This window comes from Arthrobacter sp. CAN_A212 (assembly GCF_015752345.1).
Lineage (GTDB): Bacteria > Actinomycetota > Actinomycetes > Actinomycetales > Micrococcaceae > Arthrobacter_D.
This window is the reverse complement of the sequence record NZ_JADOUT010000002.1, coordinates 223,975-245,445: the sequence shown is the minus strand read 5'-3', so window position 1 is coordinate 245,445 and position 21,471 is coordinate 223,975. Positions and strand designations below refer to the sequence as shown.

Sequence of the window (21,471 nt, the reverse complement as noted above, 5' to 3'; positions counted from 1 at the left end):
CGCATCTAACCCGAGGGAGATTGACATGGGACGGCACCGGGACCACTTGGTAGAGGGCATCGACCCGCATTTGTTCGTCGAGGAACACAGCCCGGCGCAGGAGTCCGATACCCGGCCGGTGCTGCTGCTGCACGGGTTCGCCTCCTCAACGAAACTGAACTGGCAGGACACGGGCTGGATTCGGGCACTGACCGACGCCGGACGCCGGGTGATTACCGTCGACCTCCCCGGTCACGGCAACAGCGCCTCCCCCGAAGAGCGCGACGCCTACGCACCGAGCCGCATCCGGGCCGATCTTCTGCAACTCCTGCAGGACTCGCACGTCATCCCGCTAGATGACGCCACGCCGGGCAGCGGGGTGGACATCATCGGCTACTCTCTCGGCTCACGGCTGGCCTGGGAATTCGGTGCCACCCAGCCCGAGCTGGTGCACCGCATGGTGCTGGGTGGTCCCGGTTCGGCCGATCCGCTGGCCGACTTTGACCTCACCGCCGCGCAGCAGCACCTGACCGACGGCACCCCGGTCGAGGACGCCTCAACAGCCGACCTGCTCCGGATGGCACGGATGGTACCGTCCCACGATGTGTTCGCGTTGCTGACCATGGTGGAGGCCATCAAGGGTGAGCCCTTCACTGCCGCGGAGGCCGTGCCGCGCATGCCGCTGCTGCTGGTCGCTGGCGAAAACGACGACAGGGCGGCCACCATGCCGGACCTCGCTGCCCTCAGCAATCAGGCGGAGACGGTGTGGCTCCCGGGACGCACCCACACCAACGCCATCACCTCCCGCGCCTTCAAGAAGGCCGCAATCGATTTCCTCAACGCGTAGGCCCTGCCGGGGAGGCGACCCGTTCAAGAAAAGCAACGGGAGAACCGGGTTCCGGGGGCGTGCGTGTGGCGTGGCACTTTACACCCCGCGCGTACGATAGCGTGGCATAGTCAGCGGGCTTAGCTTTGTAGGTGCTGATTCCCGCCGACCATTCGTTATCTAAGGAACCCGTGAACCAACTGTTAGGGCAGCGGTACACGACCGCTGAGTTGCTCGGGACGGGCGGTGCCTCCTCGGTGTACCGGGCGACCGATGAGAACCTGGGGCGAGATGTAGCCGTCAAGGTGTTCAATCCCAGCACCTCGGATGACGATGACTACCGTCGCCAGCACACCGAAACCCTCCTGCTGGTGACCCTGAATCACCCGGGCCTGGTCACCCTGCATGACGCGGGCCTGCACGAGGATGAATCAGGTCGCACCACCAGCTTCCTGGTGATGGAAATCGTGGACGGCAGGGACCTGCGGAAGCTGTTGAAGGCCGAACGCCTCGGACCGCTTGAGGTGGCGCAGCTGGGCGCGGACCTGGCTGATGCGCTGGCCTACATCCACTCGCAGGGGGTTATTCACCGCGACGTGAAACCCGCCAATATCCTGCTCTACCGGACTGGGGAGCAGGACACCCGGCTGTATTCCAAACTCACCGATTTCGGGATTGCCCGGATGATCAATGCCACCATGGCTACCGCCACGGGAGCCACCCTTGGCACCGCCAACTACCTCAGCCCGGAGCAGGCGCACGGGTCAGTCGTCGATACCGCCTCGGACATCTACTCCCTCGGCCTGGTCCTGCTGGAGAGCCTCACCGGCCAGAAGGCTTTTCCTGGCGCGGTGGTTGAAGCCGCGGTGGCCAGGCTGCTGCGCGACCCGGAGGTCCCCGACTCGCTGGGACCTGTATGGGGCACCCTGCTCACCGGCATGACTGCCCGCGACCCCCAGCAACGTCCAGATGCCCACGAGGTGGCCCTGGTGCTGCGGGACTACGCACTCGACACGGACGAGAGCCGTGCGCTCAGGCCCCTGCACGGCACCGGCACCGGCACCGGCACCGACGAGCCTGCTGACCCGCCGGAGCCGGTGACCGGCGGCGTGATGACCAATGGGATCATGACCGGTGGGGTCCTTACCGGCAATACCATCACCGGCAAGGTGCATATCCCCGCGCCGCCGCCCCACGCCCCACGCCTGGGCTAGTTCTCTTCGTCGGCGGGTTCCTCAGGCTCAAAACTCGACGGCTCCTTGGTGACTCCCGCGCCTACCCCATCCTCAGACTCCGGGATAGTACCGTCGGGGCCTTTCGACTTCTCGTCGGCGTTCGTGTCCTCGTGGTCAGGCTGCTCAGTCATGGTGCTCCTTCTGGTTGCTATTCGGCTCGTTCTGCCATCCTAACGACCCCATAGCGGAGCCAGACCATCGAGTTTCCGAAGGTCCGGGTGTCGCGCAGCACCAGGGGGACGCGGGCCTTCGGATAGAACGCAGTTCCCCCGCCCACGATCACCGGCGCCACGATCACCTGGATCTCGTCGACCAGGCCAGCGGTGAACGCATGGGCGGCCAGGGTGGGCCCCGCAATGTTGACATCGGCGGTGGCACCATCAAGCAGCTGCCTGATCTCCTCGGCGTCGAAAGCCCGGCGCAGACCAGTGTGCCTGGTCGACACATCGGCAAGGGTGGTGGAGTAGACGATCTTCTCGGCCGCCTGCCAGATGCCTGCGAAACGCGCCGACTGCGGCGACTGGGCGGCGTAGCTGTCCTCGGTTTCCCAACCCGTCATCATCTCGTACATGGTGCGCCCATAGAGATAGGTGCCGACCTTCAGCTCCTGGTCGTTAATGAAGTCAAGCACCTCCTCGTCGGGCACAGCCCAATCGAAGGTGCCCGCCTCGTCGGCGATATAGCCGTCAAGCGAGCTCATGATGGAGTAGATCAGTCGGCCCATGGGGTCATCTTCCGCTCCGCGCCGTCCCGTGTCCAGCATCGGGCCGGTTGGGCTGTGCCGGTCGTGGCTCCACGCTCGCAAGCCGAATATGGGAAGCTGATTCAATGATGAAGTCGGACCGGGTTCACCCGTGGATACGGCGGGTCGCCATCGAAGTCGGCGGGTGGACCCTGGTGGTACTCGGCATCGCGGGGCTGGTGTTACCCGGCCCCGGCCTCCTCTTGCTGGCGTCGGGGTTGGCAGTCCTGTCGTTTCGTTACGCCTGGGCAGGAAGGCTGCTGCGCCCGGTCATGGCACGCGCCATGCAGGCGGCCGAGTTGGGTATGCTGACCTGGCCCCGCATCCTCTGCAGCGTGCTGGGCGCCTTTGGTCTGATGACCATGGGAGTCATCTGGGGAATCCAGCCGCCGATTCCTGGCTGGTGGCCGCTGGAAGAGCGGTGGTGGCTTCCTGGCGGTTGGGTCACCGGCGGGACCCTCATCGGCTCGGGAATCATTGCGCTTGTTCTGATCGTCTATAGCTACCGGCGGTTCAGGCCCTCCCGCGTCGAGCAATAGTCCGTCCGGTGCCGCCCCAGGGCCCGCGAGGGGAGCTACTTCAGGAACTTGGAGGTTCTGCGGTCGGCGAGGGGCTTTCCGCCGGTCTGACAGGTGGGGCAATACTGCAGTGAGGAATCCGCGAAGGAGACCTCACGCACCGTGTCCCCGCAGACCGGACAGGGCTCCCCGGTGCGGGCATGGACCCGGAGCGCCTCCCGTTTGGTGTCCTTGAGCTCCTTGGCGGGCTTGCCCGACGCCGCCGTGATGGCCGTCTGCAGCATCTGGCGCATGGTGGCGTGCAGGATGGCGACGGCGTCGTCGTCCAGCCTGTTCGCGTGGACAAAAGGTGAAAGCCGGGCGGCGTGGAGAATCTCGTCGCTATACGCGTTCCCGATTCCGGCGACCTTCGACTGATCACGCAGGAGTCCCTTGATCTGGCCGGTATGGGACTTCAGTAACCCCGCGAAGGAGTCCAGGTCCATCTCCAGGGCGTCCGGCCCCAGACGGGCGATCCCGGGAACCTCGTCGGGCTCCTCCACCAGATAGGCTGCCAGCGACTTCCGGGTGCCCGCCTCGGTGAGGTCGAAACCGGGCTGGTCGCCCGTCCCGGCGTCTTTCCCACCGTGGGCGAACCGGACCCGCAAGGCGATTGGCCCCTTCCCGGGTTTCAGCCGCACCGTGCCGAGACTATCGGACCACCTGAGCCACCCGGCGCGTGCCAGATGCATCACGAGGTACTTCCCGCCGATCTGAAGCACCAGGAACTTCCCGCGCCGCTGGACTGACTGCACCGACGTGCCGGTGAGCGCCTGCACCGGCACCTGCGCCGTCTTCAGCACCGAGAAGGACGCCACTTCAACGTCGACGACGACGGCGGGCGGTCCGTCGTCGGGAATCAACTTCCGACGCAGGAAATCAACGAGCCCCTGCACCTCAGGCATCTCTGGCATGGACCTAGGTTAACACTGCCCGGTAACCGAAGAGGCCGGAAACGGCGGGAATCTTCCCGCCGTCTCCGGCCTCCCGAGGGATGGCTGGTCCTGCTAGTGGTGTGACACTCCCAGGGGCGCGCCCTTGGTCTCCTTGACTAGGCTGACGCCGATGAAGGAGATCACGCAGAGCACCATGATGTAGATCGCGACAGAGCCGGACCACTCGTACGCCTCAAGCAGGGCCTGCGCCACTGTCGCGGCGAAAGCACCGCCGAGGATCGCGCCGAGAGCGTACCCGATGGAGATGCCCGAGTACCGTACCTGGGCGGGGAACATCTCGGCGTACATGGCGGACATCGGCCCGTAGGACAGCCCCAGCCCGATGGTCAGGACGAACAGTGCAATGCCGTAGAGCACAATGTCACCGGTGTCGATCAGCAGGAACATGGGGATCATCCAGACAAAGACCCAGGCGTAGCCAATCTGGAAGGTCCGCACCCTGCCGATCTTGTCGGAGAGCCAGCCACCCACCATGGTGAAGATGAGCCAGCCGAATGAGGCGAGCACCGTCGCGAGCAGCACGTCCGTGATGGGAAGGCCCAGTCGCCCGGTCGCGTAGGAGATGAAGAAGGCGATCAGGAGGTAGCCGGCCGCGTTGTTGCCGATGAAGATAGCGGCGGACAGAAGCACGTTCCTGGTGTGGTTCTTGAACAGTTCGCGCAGTGGCGCCTTGCTCTCTGCCTTGCGCTGGGCCATTTCCTTGAACACGGGGCTCTCTGCGACGGAGCGTCGGATCAGGTAGCCCACCACGATGAGGACCACCGAGAGGAGGAAGGGAATCCGCCAGCCCCAGGCCAGGAACTCGTCTTCGGAGAGGACCGTGCGCAGTAGCAGGAGGAGGCTGGTCGCCAGGATCATGCCGATCGGGACACCGATCTGCGGGTAGGCACCGAAGAGACCGCGCCTGTGCACTGGCGCGTGCTCCACGGCCATCAGTGCGGCACCACCCCACTCGCCGCCCGCCGAGAAGCCCTGGATGATGCGGAAGAGGATGAGCAGGATGGGGGCCCAGATGCCGATCTGAGCGTAGGTCGGCAGCAGGCCGATCAGCGCGGTGGCGCCGCCCATCAGGAGCAGGGTCATCACCAGGACCGCCTTGCGGCCGATCCGGTCGCCCAGGTGGCCGGCGACGATAGCGCCCAGCGGTCGGAACAGGAAGCTGATACCGATCAGGGCGAAGGAGAGAATCTGGGCCAGGCCCGCGTTGGATTCCGCGAGGGGGGTCAGGAAGAGCCCTGCCAGGACTGTTGCGGTCAGCTGGGCGAAAATAAAGAAGTCGTACCACTCGATGGTGGTACCGACCAGGGTCCCCGCGAGAACCTTGCGTTCCTCGCGGGTCACGCGCTGGTTGGACTGGCCAACACTGGTTGAAGAAGACGTCATTGTGTACTCCAGGGTGGGACGGGCTATTTACTGACAGAACGTTCGGTAATTGTGACGCTGATCATACTACCCTTTGTCACTTTAACCAGCGCACCCAACAGGAACCGTCGTTACATGTCAGAATCCCCGTCGGGTAACGCAGCCCGGCGGAGTCAGTCGGAACGGTTCAGGAACTCGCGGACCCGTGCCTGAACCGGCGCCGTGTTGTAGCTTTTGACCAGCGCTCCAGCCATCCGTACCGGGTCGCCAAAAAAGAAATACTCGTACAGGGCCTGGCGCCCGGAGAACCCGGAGATCGAGGCGTCGTGCGCCAGCTTGAACAGCCGCACCCGCTCCGGCCCGGTGAGGGTCTTCGCCTGCAGATACAGCTCGATGTCCGGTAACGCCGCGCTCGCCAGGTCGGCTTCCCCCGGCAGGGCCATCAGGCCACTGGCGGCGAACTTCCTGATGATCTCGGGGAATCGCTGCGCCACCTTCGGATACCAGTTCCGTGCGGCGTTCAGGGTGGTCCATCTCGGCAGCATGACGCCGTCGTCGTTCGGTTGCGCATCCACTTCCGACGCCCGCATCAGGGCCTTGCCGATCTCGACCGTCTGGATCAACTCGGCCAGATCCTCCTGAATGTGCTGGAAGCCATCAATGCCGATCGATTCCGACAGTTCGGATGCCAGACCCAGGAAGAACTCGCTCTTGGCGATGGTCCGGCTGACCACCTGGTGGGTCATCAGCGCTCCGGCGCCTGTGTCGGAGTAGAAACTGTTGCACAGGTCCGGGTGGCCCAGCATGAAGATTCGCTCATTGGGCACAAACACGTTGTCGAAGACGACGACGGCGTCCATCTCCTCAAAGCGGGACGCCAGGGGCTCGTCGTGAGTCGATCCCCCGTTGTACAGCGGGGTGCGGCAGAGGTACCTCACCCCCTCGGTGTCGCTCGGCAGCGCAAACGCGTAGGAGTACGGAGCGTCCTCGGGGGTTCCCCGCAGCAGGGTGGAGGGGAACACCAGCAGTTCGTCGGCGATCGGGGCGATGGTGGCGAGCATCCGTGCCCCATTGATAATGATTCCGTCGTCGCGCTCCTCAGTGATCCGGGCGGAGAGCTGGCCACCCAGCTGTTCCGACCCGGCTACTGAGCGGTTGACCTGCGGCGGGATCAGGGTGTGGGTGGTGAGGAGATCATTCTCCCGGCAGTGCTCGTAAAACCTGCGGATATTCTCGCCGAACATCGGATCCGCCTGCGCGAACCACTTTTCCGCGGTGCTCAGCGCCGTCAGGCAGCCGTTCATGTAGTCGCCCGTCCGGCCCAGGAACCCGTGCGAGTACTCGGCCCAGCAGGAGGTTGCGGCGCGTCGCCTTTCCAGATCGCCAACACTCCGGGGCACCAGGAAGGAGGCGTTCACCAGGTCGCCGCTCGTGGGCGAGACGTAGGTGAGCCGGTCCGTGTAATCGGGATCGTGTTGCAGGTCGTAGAGCCGGGCGTAGGTGCGTGCGACGTTCCGAAACGCCGGGTGCTCGGCGACGTTCTCGCTGACCGTTTCGCCGTTGATGACCACGTGCGGCCGCATGGAGTTCAGTTTGTCCAGGTACTGCGTGCCGGATCGGATTCCCATTGTGCTCCACTCGCGTGAGGTGGCTGTCGTTTGTACTGCCTGGTGTGCAACCCGCTAGAACAGGTCTTCCATTCCCAACTGGTTCTCCGGAATGGTGGTGAAGGTACTGTTGGCGTACGCAAGGGCGTCTCCCTTGCGGTAGTTGAAGTCCTGCACTTCACCCAGATACAGGGTGTGATCACCGCCGTCGTACGCCGCCCACGGCGTGCATTCAAAGAAGGCCAGGACATTGGCCAGACGAGGTGCCGTGGAGCCTTCGAGCCAGGTCGGCTCGTTGGTGGGCCGGCCCGCGAAATGCATGGCCAGCGAACGCTGCTCGGCACCAAGAATGTTGACGGCGAAGGGGCACCCGGCCAGTTCATCGTGTGCCTTGGTGCTGCGCGCAATACTCACCAGAACCAGCGGCGGTTCCATGGACACCGAGGTGAAGGAGTTGACGGTAATCCCGTGGCGCTTGGTGGCGCCATCGAACGTCACAATGCCCACCCCGGTGGCGAACCGGCCAAGGCTCCCCCTGAAGTGGTGCGCGCGGGGGGCGTTCAGCGAGCGGCGGCGGGCGGCAAAACCATCGCCCGCCGCATCCCGGTTCTGCGGTGACGCAATCATTGCGGGACTCCTTCGATGGGTTCCTGTTGGCTCCTTTCCAGCCTAGCTGTTCTATAGTTGAACATTTCATTCAGATAATGAAATAGTGACCAGAAGTGACCGAGATGACAGTCGACCAGCCAGGAGGAACAGCCGTGGTAAGTGCCCAGAGCGGTACTGCGATCGCGCCATCAGCCCACTCGCAGACCCTCTCCCGTGGTATCCGCGCCCTGGAGATCCTGGCCGAGGCCAGCTCGCCACTGTCGATAGCCGAGCTGGCAGTGCGTCTCGACGTCCACCGCTCCATCGCCTACCGAATCCTGCGGACGCTGGAGGATCATTCGTTGGTAGTCCGTGATGCGGCGGGCGGGGTGCAGGCCGGACCGGGCCTGGCCGCGCTGGCCCGGGGTGTTGCGAGTGATCTGCAGTCCGCTGCCCTCCCCGAACTGACCCAGCTGGCCAACACGCTGGGCATGACCGCCTTCGTGGTCGTTCTGGACCAGCAGGATTGTGTGACGCTGGTGGCGGTGGAGCCCCGCCACACAGGGGCCACCGTGGCCCAGCGGCCCGGCACCCGCCACCCGGTAAGCGCCGGGGCGCCGGGAATCGCCATCCAGTCGGCCCTCACCGAACAGGCGTGGGAGCGCCGTGCCCCCGGGCAGCCGTACCGGGCCGATGCCTGCACCGCTCAGCGCACCGGCTATGCGGTGAGCCATGATGAGGTGATTGACGGGGTCTCGTCGGTGGCAGTGCCGGTGCGGATTCCAGGCCAGCTGCCGGCCGCGGTGGCGCTGGTCTACATCCGCTCGCTGCACACCCCCTCCGAACTCGGCGCCCAGCTGATCGACTGCGCGCGGACCATCGAGGACCAGCTGCGCTGACCTCCCTTGGAGCTACTCCTCTGGCTGCTGCCGGGGAACCGCGAGGGAGACGATGCCCAGGAGGAGCAAGGCACCGGCAGCGGCAACGGGAACGATGAAGGCCGCGCTGAATCCCTCAGCTTCCGCGACGGTCCCGGCTACCGAAGCTCCGATCGCGGTGCCCGCGACAATCCCACTGGCCAGCAGGGTCATGACGGTGCCCATGAGTTCCTTCGGGGCCACCAGGGAACCGATGCTGAAGATGGTGACCATAGTGGGTCCCACCGGGATGCCGAGCACGAACAGAACCAACAGCATCAGGGGGACCTCCTGCGGAATAAAGAGGAACAGGGTCAGCAGGCTCATTCCACCCGCTGAGAGAATCCAGCGCCACGACGCCGAGAACCGTGCCGGCCAGTACGCCACCGACAGGGCGGCTGCCGCCGAGCTCAGACCCATCACCGCGTACAGCAGGCCGGCCGAGGTCGCCGCACCGAACTCTCCCGCGAACGCGATGAGCGCAGTCTGTGTCGATCCGAAGAAGGTCCCCATCGCGACCATCCCGAACACGGGCAGGGGAACCAGGAACCAGAACCGTCGGCTGCCGGGGGCGCCCCGCCGGGGCGGCGCCTCCCCCGCGGCGGCGCGTCGGGGCCGGCGGTTGAGCGGCACGACCGCCTGGACCGTGCTGTGAACGGCAAAGGCGCTCACCATCACGACGGTGAGCACGGCGGCGAGGGCCAACGGCAGCCAGGGGGTGATCAGGCTCGCCAGAAGTCCCACCAGTGCTGGTCCAAGGACGAAGGTCAGCTCATCCGCGGTGCTTTCATAGGACAGCGCCGTGTCCAGGTCACCGGGTTGGGTGCGTCGGGTCAGCGCGATCCAGCGCACCCGCGCCAAGGGCCCGATCTGGGGGGAGGTCAGACCCATGCCGAATGCCGCGGCGAGGATCATTGCCGTTGATGGTCCGGAGAAGTCCGGAACGAGATAGCTCGCAGCGATCACCCAGATGATGGCTGCGGTGTTCAGTGCTGCCGAGATGAGCAGCACGGGCCGCTGGCCGGTACGGTCCGCGAGGTACCCGAGGATCGGTGCGCCCAACGCCGAGCCCACACCAACCGCTCCGGCGGCGAACCCGCCGGTCGCCACGGATCCGCTCGCCGCGGTGACCAGGGTGAGGGCTCCGACGGTCAGCATGGCCAGCGGGAGCCGGGCGAAGAAACCTATGGTGAGGAAGGATGGTCCGGCCAGTGCGGGGAGACGGCCAAAGCGTCCCAGCCGGCTGCCGGCTACAAGGGGTGGTGTCATGATCGAGTCTTTCCGGATACAGCTGAGTGCGCATCGTCCCCCCTCCCGATGCGCCCAACCCGGTGAACAAGCCTAATTTACACTGTCTGCAGCACGACCGAGGGATCCGCCTGGGCCGGGACCTGATCGACAATATGCAGGGTGGAGCCGTCGCGTTCCTTCACCACCTGCAACTGGGCGCCGATTCGCTGCTTCAGCTCCGCAACATGGCTGACCAGTCCCACCATCCGGCCCCCGTCCCGGAGCCCCTCCAGCGCGTCCATGACCTGCTCCAGCGACTGCTCGTCCAGACTGCCGAACCCTTCGTCGACAAAGAGGGTCTCAATCTCGATGCCGCCCGACTCGGCCTGGACGACGTCGGCCAGGCCGAGGGCCAGCGCCAGTGCGGCCATGAAGGACTCACCGCCCGACAGGGTCGCGGTGTCCCGCCGGTTCCCGGTCCATCCATCGATCACGTTCAGGCCCAGGCCGGACTTCCTGTTTCCGGAGAGTGCATCACTGTGCACCAGGGCGTAGCGCCCGTCGGACATCGCCAGCAGTCGCTCGGTGGCGGCATCGGCCACCTGCTCGAGGCGGGCGGCCAGCACGTAGGTGCCCAGGGACATCTTGAACGAGTTCTCTCCGCCCCCGGCCGCGGTGTCGGCGAGCGACTTGATCAGGTCACGCTCCTGCAGCAGGGGCAGCACCACCTGCTCCTGACGCGTCAGTTCGGTCGCGTACCGGTCAAGCTGCAGCACTGACTCCTGGACCATCCGGAGCCTGAGCAGGCTCGCAGTTGCCCGCTCAGCGGCTTCTGCCTCGGACGCGGCGGCGTCGTCGACCTGCACACTGGTGACGATCGGCAGGCCCGCCGCTTCGTCCCTGAGTGCCCCGGCAATGTCGGGGAGAGCCCGGTCGGCCTCCAGCCGGTCTCCCGCCCGGTGGTGGGTGGCAAGGAAAAGTTCCGCATGGTCGAGTTCCACCGGCGACAACAGTGCAGAACGCACCTCGTCGGGGTGATCGAAGGCTGAACCCACGAGCGCCTCGGATAAGGTGGCGAATGCCAGTTCCCGGCTGGAACCGGCCCGCGCCAGATCCTGGAGAGCGTCCCGGCAGTCGGCCATCGTCTCGTGGGCTGCCGCCAGGTCACCGGTCCGTTCGGCGAGGGTTTCGTACCCGCCGCGCAGCGTAGCCAGCCGCTCCTGCATCTCATCCATTTGCTCCTGCAGTCCCGTGATGGAGGCCCGGGTCTCGGCCTGGGCCGTGGCCAACCCGTTGTGCTGGGCGGTCAGGGTCTCTTCCCGGCCGGCCAGCGCTGTCAGCCGCTCGGTCGCCCGCTCCAGCGCCTTACCGGCCGCGACGGCCTCCGCCAGGAGCGCGGTATCTGCCTCAAGGGCTTCCCGGACGGCACCGACCTCGCGGTCCCCGCCCTGGGCCTGCAGCCGTGCAGCGTCGAGGACGGCGTCGTCGCGCACCCGCCGTAGACGCTCCACGACCTGTTCCGCGGCAAGCTGGTCCTGCCGTGCCGCCTGCTCCTGCTCGTGGGTAACCAGGCTCGCCCCGTCCGCCGACGCGGGGTGTGGATGGGACCGACTGCCGCAGACGGGGCAGTCGCTGTCCTCGGTGAGGCCAGCCGCCAGTTCTGCTGCCGCCTGCTCCAGGCGTTGCCGGAGGGTCTCCAGCCAGATGCTCTTGAGCTCCAGGAAGCGCCGTTCGGCAGCTGAGTATCTGTCTTCTTCGCTGGTCATCCTCGTCCGCGCGGTGTCCAGCGCAGCGATGGTCGCCAGGAGCCGTTTTCCTTCCGCCACCCGCTCGTCGAGCGCCGATGTCCCGTTGACCGTTCGTTCCAGCTCGACCCGCTCCCCGCCGACCAATGCTGTCTCGGCACGAACCTCGGCCAGTGCTTCCGCACACTCCCGCAGGGCAGCATCAATCCGCTGCAGCTCGGTCGCCGACTCCGTGAGACGTTCCTCCAGGCTCTGCAGCCGCTGTTCCTCCGGCAGTGCGGCGCGGAGGACGCCGAGTTCCGACGTCGCTGCGGTGCACGCTGCGTCCAGCATCGCGATGGTGTCTGCCGTCCCGGGGAGGGCCTTCTCCTGACCGGTGCTCTCGAGGTCCGGGAGGAGGGAGGTGGCAACTGGCGAACCGGCCACCATTCGCGTTGCTGACTGCGCCCGCTCGGTTGTCTGCCGCAGTGCATCCTCCGCCAGATCCAGGGCACGCAGTCCGCTCTCCAGGATGCGTGCCTTCCGGTCCCGGTCGACCGCCGTCTGGAAGTCCGCCGCTTCTTCCCGCTGTGCCGCATGCGCCTCTTCAACGGCACGGAAGGCTGCCAGGGCTTGCCGACGGGTGTAGGCAGCCAGGGTGTCCTGCTGCTGCTGCGTGAGCAGGCTTCGATTCCGTGAGTCCGCGTCCGAGGTCCGCCGGGCGCTCTCCAGCACGGTTGCGAGCCGTGCGCGAAGATCGGTCAGGGTGAGGGGAGCCCCGGCATCACCCGTCGCGTCCGGTACCGCATCGTCGGCCGACTCATAGCGTTGCACCTCGTCCACCGCTCGACGGTGGATGTGGCTCAGCCCCGCTTCGGCCTCCGCCACCCGGCCCGCCATCGTCCGGGCGCGTTCGGTGAGGACCTGCTCCACCTTCTCGAACCGGTCCGTGGCGAAGAGTTTCTGTAGCAGGTCCCGCCTTGATTTGGCGTCAGAGCGCAGGAAGGCCGCGAACTCGCCCTGGGGCAACATGACCACGCGGGTGAACTGTTCGCGGTCCATGCCCAGCAGGGCCTGGATTTCACCGCCAGCCTCATCATTGCGGGCAGATTTCTGTACCCATTCGCCGTCAATTTTTTCCCTCAGCAGGGTCCGCGCGGGCTCGGACGTAGTGCCGGTGCCCCGCTTGGCAGGGCGATTCCACTGGGGGTTGCGAATCACTTCCAGCCGGCGGCCGCCCACGCTGAACTCGCAGGCCACCTCAGGGGCGAGGGACTCCGGTGCGTGGTCACTGCGGAGCCTCTTTGCGCCCTGGCGGGCACCCGTAACCGACCCATACAGGGCGTAGCAGATCGCATCGAGGACGCTCGACTTGCCCGCCCCTGTTGGGCCGTTCAGAAGGAACAGTCCGTGGGCGCCCAGGCGGTCGAAGTCGACCTCCTGGCGATGCGCAAAGGGGCCGAAGGCCTGCAGTTCAAGGCGGTGGATCCTCACCGTTCCACCTCTGCCGAGCGAACGGTTTCCAGGACAGCTGTCAGCACTGTGCGTTCGCTCTCGCTCGCTGGTCGGGACCGCACGTGGTCAAGGAAGCCGCAGCACACGTCCACATCATCGGTGGCCTGGGCGATCCGCTGACTGTACGTCTGGGCGGCGCGCTGACGATCCCCCGCAGGTTCGAAAACCAGGACGAGGGTCGAGGGGAAGCGGCTACGCAACCGCTCCATGGCCTGGGTGGGCCGGTCCGGATCCACGAGGGTGATGTGGCAGTAGGCAGTCTCGGCCCACTCATGGCGTGGATCCGACAGTAGCTCTTCCAGTTCACCGGTCAGGACGGCGAGCTCACGATAGCCGGGCCATTCGACGGCACGGACGTTACCCAGGCCCGCTGGGCCGATCTCCACCAGCCACGCGCCCTTCGACTGACGTGCTTCGGAGAAGGAGTACGGCAGGGGCGAACCGGAGTAGCGCACATTCGGGGAGAGCTGCTGCTGACCGTGCAGGTGGCCCAGTGCCGCATAGTCGAAGGTTTCAAGGAGATCCAGGGGGACGGCTCCCACCCCTCCCACGCTGAGATCGCGTTCGCTGTCCGAGGTGATGCCGCCGCTGGCAAAGGTGTGGGCCATCACCAGCGACCGGACGGTGCCCGCGGTCCGGCGATGCGCCAGGTCGGACCGGACCAGGTCCAGCGCCGCCCGGGTGACAGCAGTGTGGGTGGGGGCCTCGGCGCCGAGCGTTTCCGCTACCAACCGTGGTTCGAGGTACGGCAGGCCGTACACAGCGAGCTCGGCGCCGTCCTCATCCAGAGGGAACAAGACCGGCCGGGCGATATCCTCGAGCCGGGTGCGCAGGTGCACTCCCCCGCGTTCCAGGATGCGGCCGCCGAAGCCCAGCCGGGTGGCAGAGTCATGGTTTCCGCTGGAGACAACCACTTGCGCGCCGGCAGCGGTCAGGCGTTCCAGCGCCTCGTCAAAGAGTCCGACGACGTCCACGCCGGGCAGTGCACGGTCGTAGACGTCGCCGGCGATCAGTACCACGTCCACCTCAAACTCGCGGACGGACTTCTCGAGGTGATCGATGAAGAGCCGCTGCGCCTGTAGGGTGCCCACACCGTGGAACGACCGTCCCAGGTGCCAATCGGATGTGTGCAGTAGCCTCATACTTCCAAGCTACCGGCCCCCACTGACATTCCTGCGGAGCGCACCCGGCGGTGCGGACTTTGCCCGCTGGGCGACCTATTTTCCGTCGCGGCGTTCGTCTGATTCGTCGAAGAACGTCCGTGCGTCGTCGGTGCCGGCCGGGCGGTCCACCTGCCCCTCATCGGCGTTGTCGCCGGTGCGCGCATGGTCGGCGGGGTACCGGTCCGTGGCTGGCCGAGAAGTGGGCGTCGTGGACGTAGCTGGTGTGGCGGTGGCCTGGGTGGCGGTGTCCGCGGTGGCGGTGGCCGGCCCACTGGACGTCGCGCTGGGGTCGGGCGCGTCAGTGACCTGGACAGGCTTTGCACCCGTGGTGCGTCCACCGAACAACTCGGAGCTGCGGTAGATCAGTCCGGCGATTGCCGCGCCCAGAACGGGGGCCACCCAGAACAGCCAGAGCTGCTCGATGGCCCAGCTTTCGGAGAAGATTGCTGCGGCAGTGGAACGGGCCGGGTTCAGAGATCCGTTGCTGATCGGCAGCAGGAAGGTCAGCAGCGCCGCGTACACCAGGCCGATAGCAAAGGGGCCGCCAGCGTTGCGCAGCGAGCCGGTGGCGGTCCGGGACATCGCACCCAGGACCACCGCGACAAAGATGGCCGTCCCGACCACTTCGGCCAGGAAGGTGCTGCTCAGCGCGAACTGGGTGGGGGAATGTTCCGCGTAACCGTTGGCCGAGACGGCGAACAGCGCCTGGACACTCCCTGCGAACTGCTGGTTGGCGCTCAGGAGCAACCAGATGAAGACTGCAGCGATAACGCCGCCCACAACCTGCGCCACGATGTAGGGCAGCACCGAGATCCATGAGGTCTTGCCGGCGATGGCTGAGCCGAGCGTGACCGCCGGGTTGAAGTGACCACCAGAGACATAACCGAACGCAACAATCGCTCCGATCAGGGCCAGGCCGAACGCAAGGGTGGGCTGCACTCCCGTCTGGGTGTTCAGGATGGTGACCCCGAGTCCGGCCAGGACCAGGAGGAATGAGCCGGCGGCTTCGGCCAGTGACCGGGCCACCAGGGAGAAGTCGCTGATCGAGGACGAGCGGCCGGACGGTTCCGGGTTTGCGTGCTGTTCAGCGGTGGGCAGTGATGTCTGCGTCATGGTGGACGAAATCCTTTGAGCTGTTGGAAGAGCTGAAGTTGTGGCCGACGCTATGGTCGGGACCGTGCTGGCTGCCGGGACCGTCGTGTGGGGTCGGGCAAACCTGTCAAGCCTTCCACCTGTTGCTGAATGCCCGCTGAGAACGGGCGTCAAGGTGGTCGCGGCAGTAGAACACTACCCGACACTAGACTGTTGTGGTGCTGACCAATCCCTCTTTCTCGGACCGTGTCCATGGCTGTCTGCTGGGCGGCGCGCTCGGCGATGCGCTCGGCTTCGCCGTCGAAAATCTCGATCTTGAGGCAATCAGGGCAGCCTACGGCCCGGCTGGGCTGACCTCCCCCACCCAGTTGCCGGAAGTCTTTCGGTTCTCGGACGACACCCAGCTGTCGCTCTACACGGTCGACGGCCTGGTGGATGCTATCCAGTGGGCCAACGACGGAGTTGCCGCCGACGAGACGGCATGCCTCTGGCTGGCCTACCTCCGGTGGCTCGCGACGCAGGGCGAGACACCGCCGTCGTCGGCTCCCGTAGCCCCACCCCGCTGGATCGATGCCCAGGAGGTGCTGCAGCACCGTCGACGACCCGGCACCGCCTGTCTGAGCGGCCTGCGCAGTGGGGAGATGGGAACCCAATCCCGGCCGGTGAACCCCGAGGCCAAAGGATCGGGTACGGTAATGCGCTCCGCGCCCTTCGGGCTGGTGCCGCACATTCCGGTTGAGGTGGCCGATCGGCTGGCCATGAACGCTGCGGCCCTCACCCATGGCCACCCGGCCGCCCTGCACGGAGCGGCAGTGATGGCGGTCCTGATCCATGGCATCGTCCGGGACGAAATGTCGCTGCGGGAGGCCGTTTCCGCGGCCGTCGCCCGGGCGCACAGCTCCAGTGTCCCCGAACTGGCTCAGCTCCTCGAGACGGCGGTTCAGCTGGCCGACGACGGCGGGTCGCCTGAACAGATGAGCGCAGCCCTCGGCGGCGGTTGGACAGCTGACGAGGCGGTGGCGATCGCCATCTACGCGGTCCTGGCCAGCGAGGCCGGCGCCGGGCCAGCTGGGTCTGCCACCGGTCCAGAGCAGCATTTCCGCACCGCGATCGCCCTGGCGATCAATCACGACGGCGACAGCGACACCACCGGGTCGCTGACCGGCAACATCCTGGGTGCGCTGTACGGTCGGGACGGTCTACCGGCGAGCTGGTCCGCAGTGCTGGAGGGTGCCGACGTCGTCGGCACCATGGCCAGCCTGCTGGTGGACACCACTTCGACCGGATGAGCGCGATCCAGCGATGCGCGCCTTCGGCTACCGGGTACCTCGTCGTCACAGCACCTAGTCTTGGGGAATGGATAACTGGAACCCCACCGACCTGTCTGATCTGAGCGGCCGCACGGTCGTTGTCACCGGCGGAAACGCCGGCCTCGGCTATTTTGCCTGCGAGCAGCTCGCCGCCGCCGGTGCGACCGTCGTGATGGCCTCGCGCAACGAGGAGAAAGCCAGGGCGGCGATTGCGGCGATCCGGCAGCAGGTCCCGGAGGCACGGGTCGAGTTCCAGGAACTCGATCTGGCCCGGCTGAAGTCCGTCCGACAGGCGGTGGACCTGCTGTCTGCGAGGGGGCCCATCGATGCGCTGCTGGCCAACGCCGGAGTGGTGGGGGCCGCTGGCCGCCAGCACACCGCCGAAGGGTTCGAGTTGCAGTTCGGGACCAACCATCTGGGCCATTTCGCGCTGACCGCAGGCCTGTTGCCCGCCCTCACCGCTGCACGCGGGCGGGTAGTTCATCTGGGCAGCATCAGCCACCGGTGGGTCCGGCTGGATACCGCCAATTTGATGCCCGCGCGGTACAACAACCCCCGGGCCTACGCGACGTCGAAACTTGCTGTCATGACCTTCGGTTTCGAACTCGCTGCCCGGCTGCGTCTGGTGGGGAGCCCGGTGCAGAGCATTGTCGCCCACCCGGGTCTGGCTCTGGACATGCTCACGCCCCTGCGTCCGGGCATTGGGCTGAACAACACCTCGCCCGCCCCGCAACGCCGCATCCTCGCGCCCGTTTCCCAGGGAAAGGACACCGGGGCGTGGCCCCTGGTGCGCGCGGTGGCCGATCCCGCCGTCGTCAATGGGTCCTACTGCGGACCACGCGGGTGGTTCCAGCTGCGGGGCAATCCGGCAGTGGTTCCGGCGCAACCCCACGCCCGCGAGCGCAACACGGCGTCACGGCTGATCGACGCCTCCCAGGAACTCACCGGCGTCCAGCTGAACCTGTAGGGCGCTGGCTACGGGCTGTCGACCGGCCAGCGGCCCTCCGTCATCTGCAGGAACTCCGCCTCCGAAAGTACCTCAATCCGCTGGCCCCGCTCGTGCAGGTCCAGCACCCGCCGCACCTTCCCGGTGACCCGGCCGTTCCGCAGATCGGACGCCACAAACCCGTCCCCCACTACCAGCACGGTGGTGCGCTGGGTGACCGTGCTCGCCGGCTGCGCCCCCAGCCATGCCGCCCGCTCCTTGGCTTGCGGGCGGGGCATGCCGAGCGTTCCCGTGAAGACCACCGTCTGGCCGTACAGCGGGTTGGCGGGGTCGGCTGCGCCGTTCGCCGGCGGGTTCAGCCCCTCGTCAGGCCATCCTGATGGCCCGGTACGGACGACGGCTGCCCCACGGGCCAGCGCGCCACGGGTCGCCTTCGAGACCTCATTGATGCCTGGCACATATGCGTCCTGGGTGGAGAACGGGAGCCGCTGGATCGAGGCCAACTCCTCGAGGCTGCCAGCGTTGTTCATCCGGGCGATGTCGATCATGATTCCGGCGCACGCCCGGGCGTCCTCCACTGCATCGTGGTGGTTGACCAGCGGGACGCCGGCGGCTTCAGCAACGAACGGTAGCGAGTAGGACGGCAGCGAATAGTTCCGCCGGGACAGCACCACTGTGCAGGAATAGTTGTAGGCGGGACCGGCAATCCCTGAGACTTCCTGACCCGACCTGATCACGCCCATATCGAACGCCGCGTTGTGGGCCACCAGCACGTCGTCGCCGATGAACGCACCGATTTCAGGGAAGAGGTCACCGAAGCGGGGCTGCGCAGACACCATCTCTTCGGAGATGCCGTGGATCCGGACGTTCCGCCAGTCGAAATGGTCGTGGCCTGCGGGAGGCCGCATCAGCCAGTGCGCCTCGTCAACAATCCTGCCGTCCCGGACCTTGCTCAGGCCCACGGCGCAGGGCGAACCACGGAACCCGTTTGCTGTCTCGAAGTCGATGGCCGTGAACTCAATTCCCACCCGGTCAACGCTACGGGGCGCAACCCTGAATTTTACCCAACGTTCACCCGCGCGCCGGGAGATACCTGCCACATTCCCCTACCCTGAGGTATGGGAAACACACGGTGGTACCTCTTTGACTACGGCATGGTGATCACCAATGCCCCCACTCCTGAGGACTGGTTGAACCTTGAGGATGCTGCGGGCGTCCCCCTCATGGATCCTGGCTCGCCCTACTGGCAGCACCGGCTGGAGTTCGACGCCGGCCGGCACACCTCTGTCGAATACTGGTCGCTGGTGACCGGCAGGGAGGTCCTCCCGTCCCGGACGGACCTGCTCGACACCCTGGACGCCAACCAATGGTCCCACTTCAATCTGGACACGCTCGATACGCTGGAGGAACTCAGCGGCCAGGGTGCCCGGTTGGCGCTGCTCTCGAACATGCCGGCCCCGATGGTGTCGCGGTTCGAACAGGCTGCCTGGACCGGCTACTTCCAGCGCAGGTATTTCAGTTCGGCCCTGTCGCTGGTGAAGCCGCAGCGCGAAATCTTTGAGCATGTCCTGCGGGATCTTGCGGTGGAGCCTGGGATGGTCACCTTCGTTGACGACAATCCAGCCAATGTTGCCGCGGCCCAGGGTTTGGGCATTGACGCCCGTCTTCACCAGCCAGGTATTGACCTGCAGCGGGAGCTGGTCGCCAACCCCCGACCTGCCGCCTAGGGTACCGCCCGCCTCAGGGTGAGGTAGGACCCTCCTGCCAGGGCGACGCCGGCGACGGCGAGCCATCCTGCGACGCTCAGCTGCGACTGGCTGCCCAGGAACTGCCCCACCTGTCCCCAAAGTTCGGCCCGGGCGATGTAGAAGACGAGGCCCACCAGGATAAGTGCGGCACCGATCCCCGTGATGAGAAGGCCCGTGGTCTGCCACCGCTTGTAGATGGTTGCGGACCAGAACCCGATCAGGAACAGCACCATCATCGCCGTGAAATAGAAGACCATCGTCGGCAGTCCGGATCCTTCGGCAATCCACTCGAGAGCGAAGAACCGGCCATTGAGTCCCCAGCCGTTCGTCGCTATCTCGATCAGGCCCAGCACGTAGTAGAGCGCCGTCGTCACGACCGCAATGATCGAGAACAGTCCGAGGGTTCCAAGGAAGAAGGCCTTGCGGCTGATACTCAGACCCTGCGAAAAGGGGAAGGTCATGGTCAGCGACTGGATTCCCAGGGCCAGGAAATACCACATGATCGCCTGTGACCCACCCGAGTACTTGGCTCCCTCGTAGGGGATGAAGGACCAGATGGCCCAGCTCAACGCGAACGAGGCAACGAGGATCACCGCGGGAATGCCGATGAAGGTCCACCGGTTGATCAGCTGCATCCGCATGACGTTGACGATGCGGTTCATTGTGACACCTCCAGTGAATGGTTGTTCACGGCGTCCAGGTCCCCGGTGGTTGCCGCGAGGGTTCGACGGATCACCAGTTGCTGCAGCGAGACCGGAGCCAGCTCCAGGCCCAGCTCGACGGCCTCACGCTTTTCCGCTGGTGTCAGGACGCCGAGGGCAGTAACCGAGGCGAGCGAGGCAAAGTTGTCGGTGTGCAGGATCTCCCGGCCCGCGAGGAAGGACCTCACCACGGTGGCCGATCCGACCACGGTGAAGGCTGATCCCCTGATGCTCCCGGCATCGTCGTTCATGATGATCCGACCCTTGTCGATCAGGATCACGTGCTCCAGGAGATTCGCCACCTCATCGATCAGGTGCGATGAAAGCACTATTGTGCGGGGGTGCAACGCATAGTCCTCGACCAGCCGATCGTAGAACAGCTGACGGGCGACGGCGTCCAGGCCAAGATAGGGCTCGTCAAAAAAGGTGAGCTCAGCCCGTGAGGCCAATCCGATGATCACACCCACCGCGGATAACTGACCCCGGGAGAGTTTCTTGATCGAGCGTTTGAGCGGCAATTGGAAGTCATCCACCAGCCGGTCCGCGAGAGTCTGGTCCCAGTTCCTGAAAAACAGGGCCGCAGAACGGAAGGCGTGCTTCGGGGTGAAGGCGTCTGGATACTTCTGCGATTCCCGGATGAAGCAGATCCGGCTCAGGACACGTTCGTTTTCGTAGGGGCTTTCGCCGAACACCTCAACACTTCCCGAGGTCTGGAAACCCTGCGCCGTCAGCATTGACATCAGGGTTGTCTTGCCCGCCCCATTTCGTCCGAGCAGGCCGTAGATTTTCCCTGGCGCAAGGGAAAGGTTCACCCCATCCAAAGCAATGGAGTTCCGATAGGTCTTGATCAAATCGTGGGTCTCAATGACGCTGGTCATGGCGTACCTCCCGTAACTGATTCACTGCTCCGGACCATCTCGGCCAGTTCGTGGGGGCTGATTCCCAGCTTCCGGGCTTCGACGGCCAACGGGCGAACATACTGATCGAAAAACTGGTCCCGCCGGCGCTGCAGGAGCGCGGCTCGGGCTCCGGTGGCTACAAACATTCCTATTCCCCGTTGCTTGTACAGGATGCCCTCATCCACAAGCCGGTTGACCCCTTTGGCGGCGGTGGCCGGGTTAATGCGGTGGAAAGCGGCAAACTCGTTGGTGGATGGGACCTGCGCCTCTTCGGCGAGTATCCCCTCGACGATCTCGTTTTCAATCTCCTCGGCAATCTGCAAGAAGATGGGCCTGCTGTCGTCGATCATTTCGGCCCTCCGTTGACCGGTTAC

21 protein-coding genes are annotated in these 21,471 nt (G+C 65.7%); 7 read left to right on the top strand and 14 right to left on the bottom strand.

The features are described 5' to 3' along the window. Positions 1 to 25 precede the first annotated feature (25 nt). Entirely contained in the window at positions 26 to 826 is an 801-nt protein-coding gene (locus IWX64_RS03760; RefSeq protein WP_196865819.1) for an alpha/beta fold hydrolase, read from the top strand. A gap of 170 nt (positions 827 to 996) precedes the next feature. Beyond that, complete coding sequence (locus IWX64_RS03755) at positions 997 to 2,019, top strand: serine/threonine-protein kinase (RefSeq protein ID WP_196865818.1); 1,023 nt, start codon at positions 997 to 999, stop codon at positions 2,017 to 2,019. On the opposite strand, the gene IWX64_RS03750 is transcribed toward IWX64_RS03755, so the two are convergent. Continuing rightward, on the bottom strand, positions 2,016 to 2,171 hold the full coding sequence (locus IWX64_RS03750; RefSeq protein ID WP_196865817.1) for a hypothetical protein: 156 nt from the start codon (positions 2,169 to 2,171) through the stop codon (positions 2,016 to 2,018). The two genes, IWX64_RS03755 and IWX64_RS03750, sit on opposite strands and share 4 nt — an antisense overlap. Before the next feature lie 17 nt (positions 2,172 to 2,188). After that, a complete protein-coding gene (locus IWX64_RS03745) occupies positions 2,189 to 2,764 on the bottom strand; it encodes a dihydrofolate reductase family protein (protein ID WP_196865816.1) in 576 nt (191 codons plus the stop codon). A 104-nt stretch (positions 2,765 to 2,868) separates the two neighbouring features. On the opposite strand from IWX64_RS03745, the gene IWX64_RS03740 reads away from it, so the two are divergent. After that, positions 2,869 to 3,321: a PGPGW domain-containing protein gene (locus tag IWX64_RS03740; protein ID WP_196865815.1), complete on the top strand. Its 453-nt coding sequence runs from the start codon at positions 2,869 to 2,871 to the stop codon at positions 3,319 to 3,321. Between the two features lie 35 nt (positions 3,322 to 3,356). Here IWX64_RS03740 and IWX64_RS03735 read toward each other — a convergent pair whose 3' ends face one another. The 4 genes from IWX64_RS03735 to IWX64_RS03720 all read right to left on the bottom strand — a co-directional run bounded on the left by IWX64_RS03735 (position 3,357) and on the right by IWX64_RS03720 (position 7,891). Next, on the bottom strand, positions 3,357 to 4,253 hold the full coding sequence (locus IWX64_RS03735) for an Fpg/Nei family DNA glycosylase (RefSeq protein ID WP_196865814.1): 897 nt from the start codon (positions 4,251 to 4,253) through the stop codon (positions 3,357 to 3,359). Between the two features lie 93 nt (positions 4,254 to 4,346). Next, positions 4,347 to 5,678: an MFS transporter gene (locus IWX64_RS03730; RefSeq protein WP_196865813.1), complete on the bottom strand. Its 1,332-nt coding sequence runs from the start codon at positions 5,676 to 5,678 to the stop codon at positions 4,347 to 4,349. A 152-nt stretch (positions 5,679 to 5,830) separates the two neighbouring features. After that, positions 5,831 to 7,285: a 4-hydroxyphenylacetate 3-monooxygenase, oxygenase component gene (gene hpaB, locus IWX64_RS03725; protein ID WP_196865812.1), complete on the bottom strand. Its 1,455-nt coding sequence runs from the start codon at positions 7,283 to 7,285 to the stop codon at positions 5,831 to 5,833. A gap of 54 nt (positions 7,286 to 7,339) precedes the next feature. Next, on the bottom strand, positions 7,340 to 7,891 hold the full coding sequence (locus IWX64_RS03720; protein WP_196865811.1) for a flavin reductase family protein: 552 nt from the start codon (positions 7,889 to 7,891) through the stop codon (positions 7,340 to 7,342). Positions 7,892 to 7,995: 104 nt separating this feature from the next. Between IWX64_RS03720 and IWX64_RS03715 the strand changes: the two genes are divergently transcribed. Beyond that, on the top strand, positions 7,996 to 8,751 hold the full coding sequence (locus tag IWX64_RS03715) for an IclR family transcriptional regulator (protein ID WP_196865924.1): 756 nt from the start codon (positions 7,996 to 7,998) through the stop codon (positions 8,749 to 8,751). A gap of 12 nt (positions 8,752 to 8,763) precedes the next feature. Here IWX64_RS03715 and IWX64_RS03710 read toward each other — a convergent pair whose 3' ends face one another. The 4 genes from IWX64_RS03710 to IWX64_RS03695 all read right to left on the bottom strand — a co-directional run bounded on the left by IWX64_RS03710 (position 8,764) and on the right by IWX64_RS03695 (position 15,514). Next, positions 8,764 to 10,038 (bottom strand): MFS transporter, encoded by a 1,275-nt coding sequence (locus IWX64_RS03710; RefSeq protein WP_196865810.1) that lies wholly within the window; start codon positions 10,036 to 10,038, stop codon positions 8,764 to 8,766. Positions 10,039 to 10,115: 77 nt separating this feature from the next. Beyond that, positions 10,116 to 13,217, bottom strand: a complete 3,102-nt coding sequence (locus IWX64_RS03705) for an AAA family ATPase (RefSeq protein WP_196865809.1) — start codon at positions 13,215 to 13,217, stop codon at positions 10,116 to 10,118. Beyond that, positions 13,214 to 14,380 carry an exonuclease SbcCD subunit D gene (locus tag IWX64_RS03700; protein WP_196865808.1) on the bottom strand — a complete coding sequence of 389 codons (1,167 nt, stop codon included), beginning with the start codon at positions 14,378 to 14,380 and terminating at the stop codon, positions 13,214 to 13,216. Before IWX64_RS03700 ends, IWX64_RS03705 begins: the two co-directional genes overlap by 4 nt. Before the next feature lie 75 nt (positions 14,381 to 14,455). Further along, complete coding sequence (locus IWX64_RS03695; protein ID WP_196865807.1) at positions 14,456 to 15,514, bottom strand: MIP/aquaporin family protein; 1,059 nt, start codon at positions 15,512 to 15,514, stop codon at positions 14,456 to 14,458. 197 nt (positions 15,515 to 15,711) lie between these two features. Between IWX64_RS03695 and IWX64_RS03690 the strand changes: the two genes are divergently transcribed. Together IWX64_RS03690 and IWX64_RS03685 are read left to right on the top strand one after the other, a co-directional pair. After that, complete coding sequence (locus IWX64_RS03690; protein WP_196865806.1) at positions 15,712 to 16,782, top strand: ADP-ribosylglycohydrolase family protein; 1,071 nt, start codon at positions 15,712 to 15,714, stop codon at positions 16,780 to 16,782. A 67-nt stretch (positions 16,783 to 16,849) separates the two neighbouring features. Then, positions 16,850 to 17,770 (top strand): SDR family NAD(P)-dependent oxidoreductase, encoded by a 921-nt coding sequence (locus IWX64_RS03685; protein WP_196865805.1) that lies wholly within the window; start codon positions 16,850 to 16,852, stop codon positions 17,768 to 17,770. An 8-nt stretch (positions 17,771 to 17,778) separates the two neighbouring features. On the opposite strand, the gene IWX64_RS03680 is transcribed toward IWX64_RS03685, so the two are convergent. Next, entirely contained in the window at positions 17,779 to 18,777 is a 999-nt protein-coding gene (locus IWX64_RS03680; RefSeq protein ID WP_196865804.1) for an exonuclease domain-containing protein, read from the bottom strand. A gap of 90 nt (positions 18,778 to 18,867) precedes the next feature. Between IWX64_RS03680 and IWX64_RS03675 the strand changes: the two genes are divergently transcribed. Beyond that, positions 18,868 to 19,476, top strand: coding sequence for an HAD family hydrolase (locus IWX64_RS03675; protein ID WP_196865803.1), 609 nt, complete (start codon positions 18,868 to 18,870; stop codon positions 19,474 to 19,476). Here IWX64_RS03675 and IWX64_RS03670 read toward each other — a convergent pair. From IWX64_RS03670 to IWX64_RS03660, 3 genes are read right to left on the bottom strand one after another with little or no spacing between them, the layout of a single operon-like run. Beyond that, the gene (locus tag IWX64_RS03670) at positions 19,473 to 20,159 is read right to left on the bottom strand and encodes a hypothetical protein (protein ID WP_196865802.1); all 687 of its coding nucleotides are present in this window, start codon (positions 20,157 to 20,159) and stop codon (positions 19,473 to 19,475) included. The genes IWX64_RS03675 and IWX64_RS03670 overlap by 4 nt on opposite strands. Continuing rightward, on the bottom strand, positions 20,156 to 21,076 hold the full coding sequence (locus IWX64_RS03665; RefSeq protein WP_196865801.1) for an ABC transporter ATP-binding protein: 921 nt from the start codon (positions 21,074 to 21,076) through the stop codon (positions 20,156 to 20,158). Before IWX64_RS03665 ends, IWX64_RS03670 begins: the two co-directional genes overlap by 4 nt. Then, positions 21,073 to 21,447, bottom strand: coding sequence for a GntR family transcriptional regulator (locus tag IWX64_RS03660; protein ID WP_196865800.1), 375 nt, complete (start codon positions 21,445 to 21,447; stop codon positions 21,073 to 21,075). The genes IWX64_RS03665 and IWX64_RS03660 overlap by 4 nt, the downstream gene beginning before the upstream one ends. Positions 21,448 to 21,471: the final 24 nt, after the last annotated feature.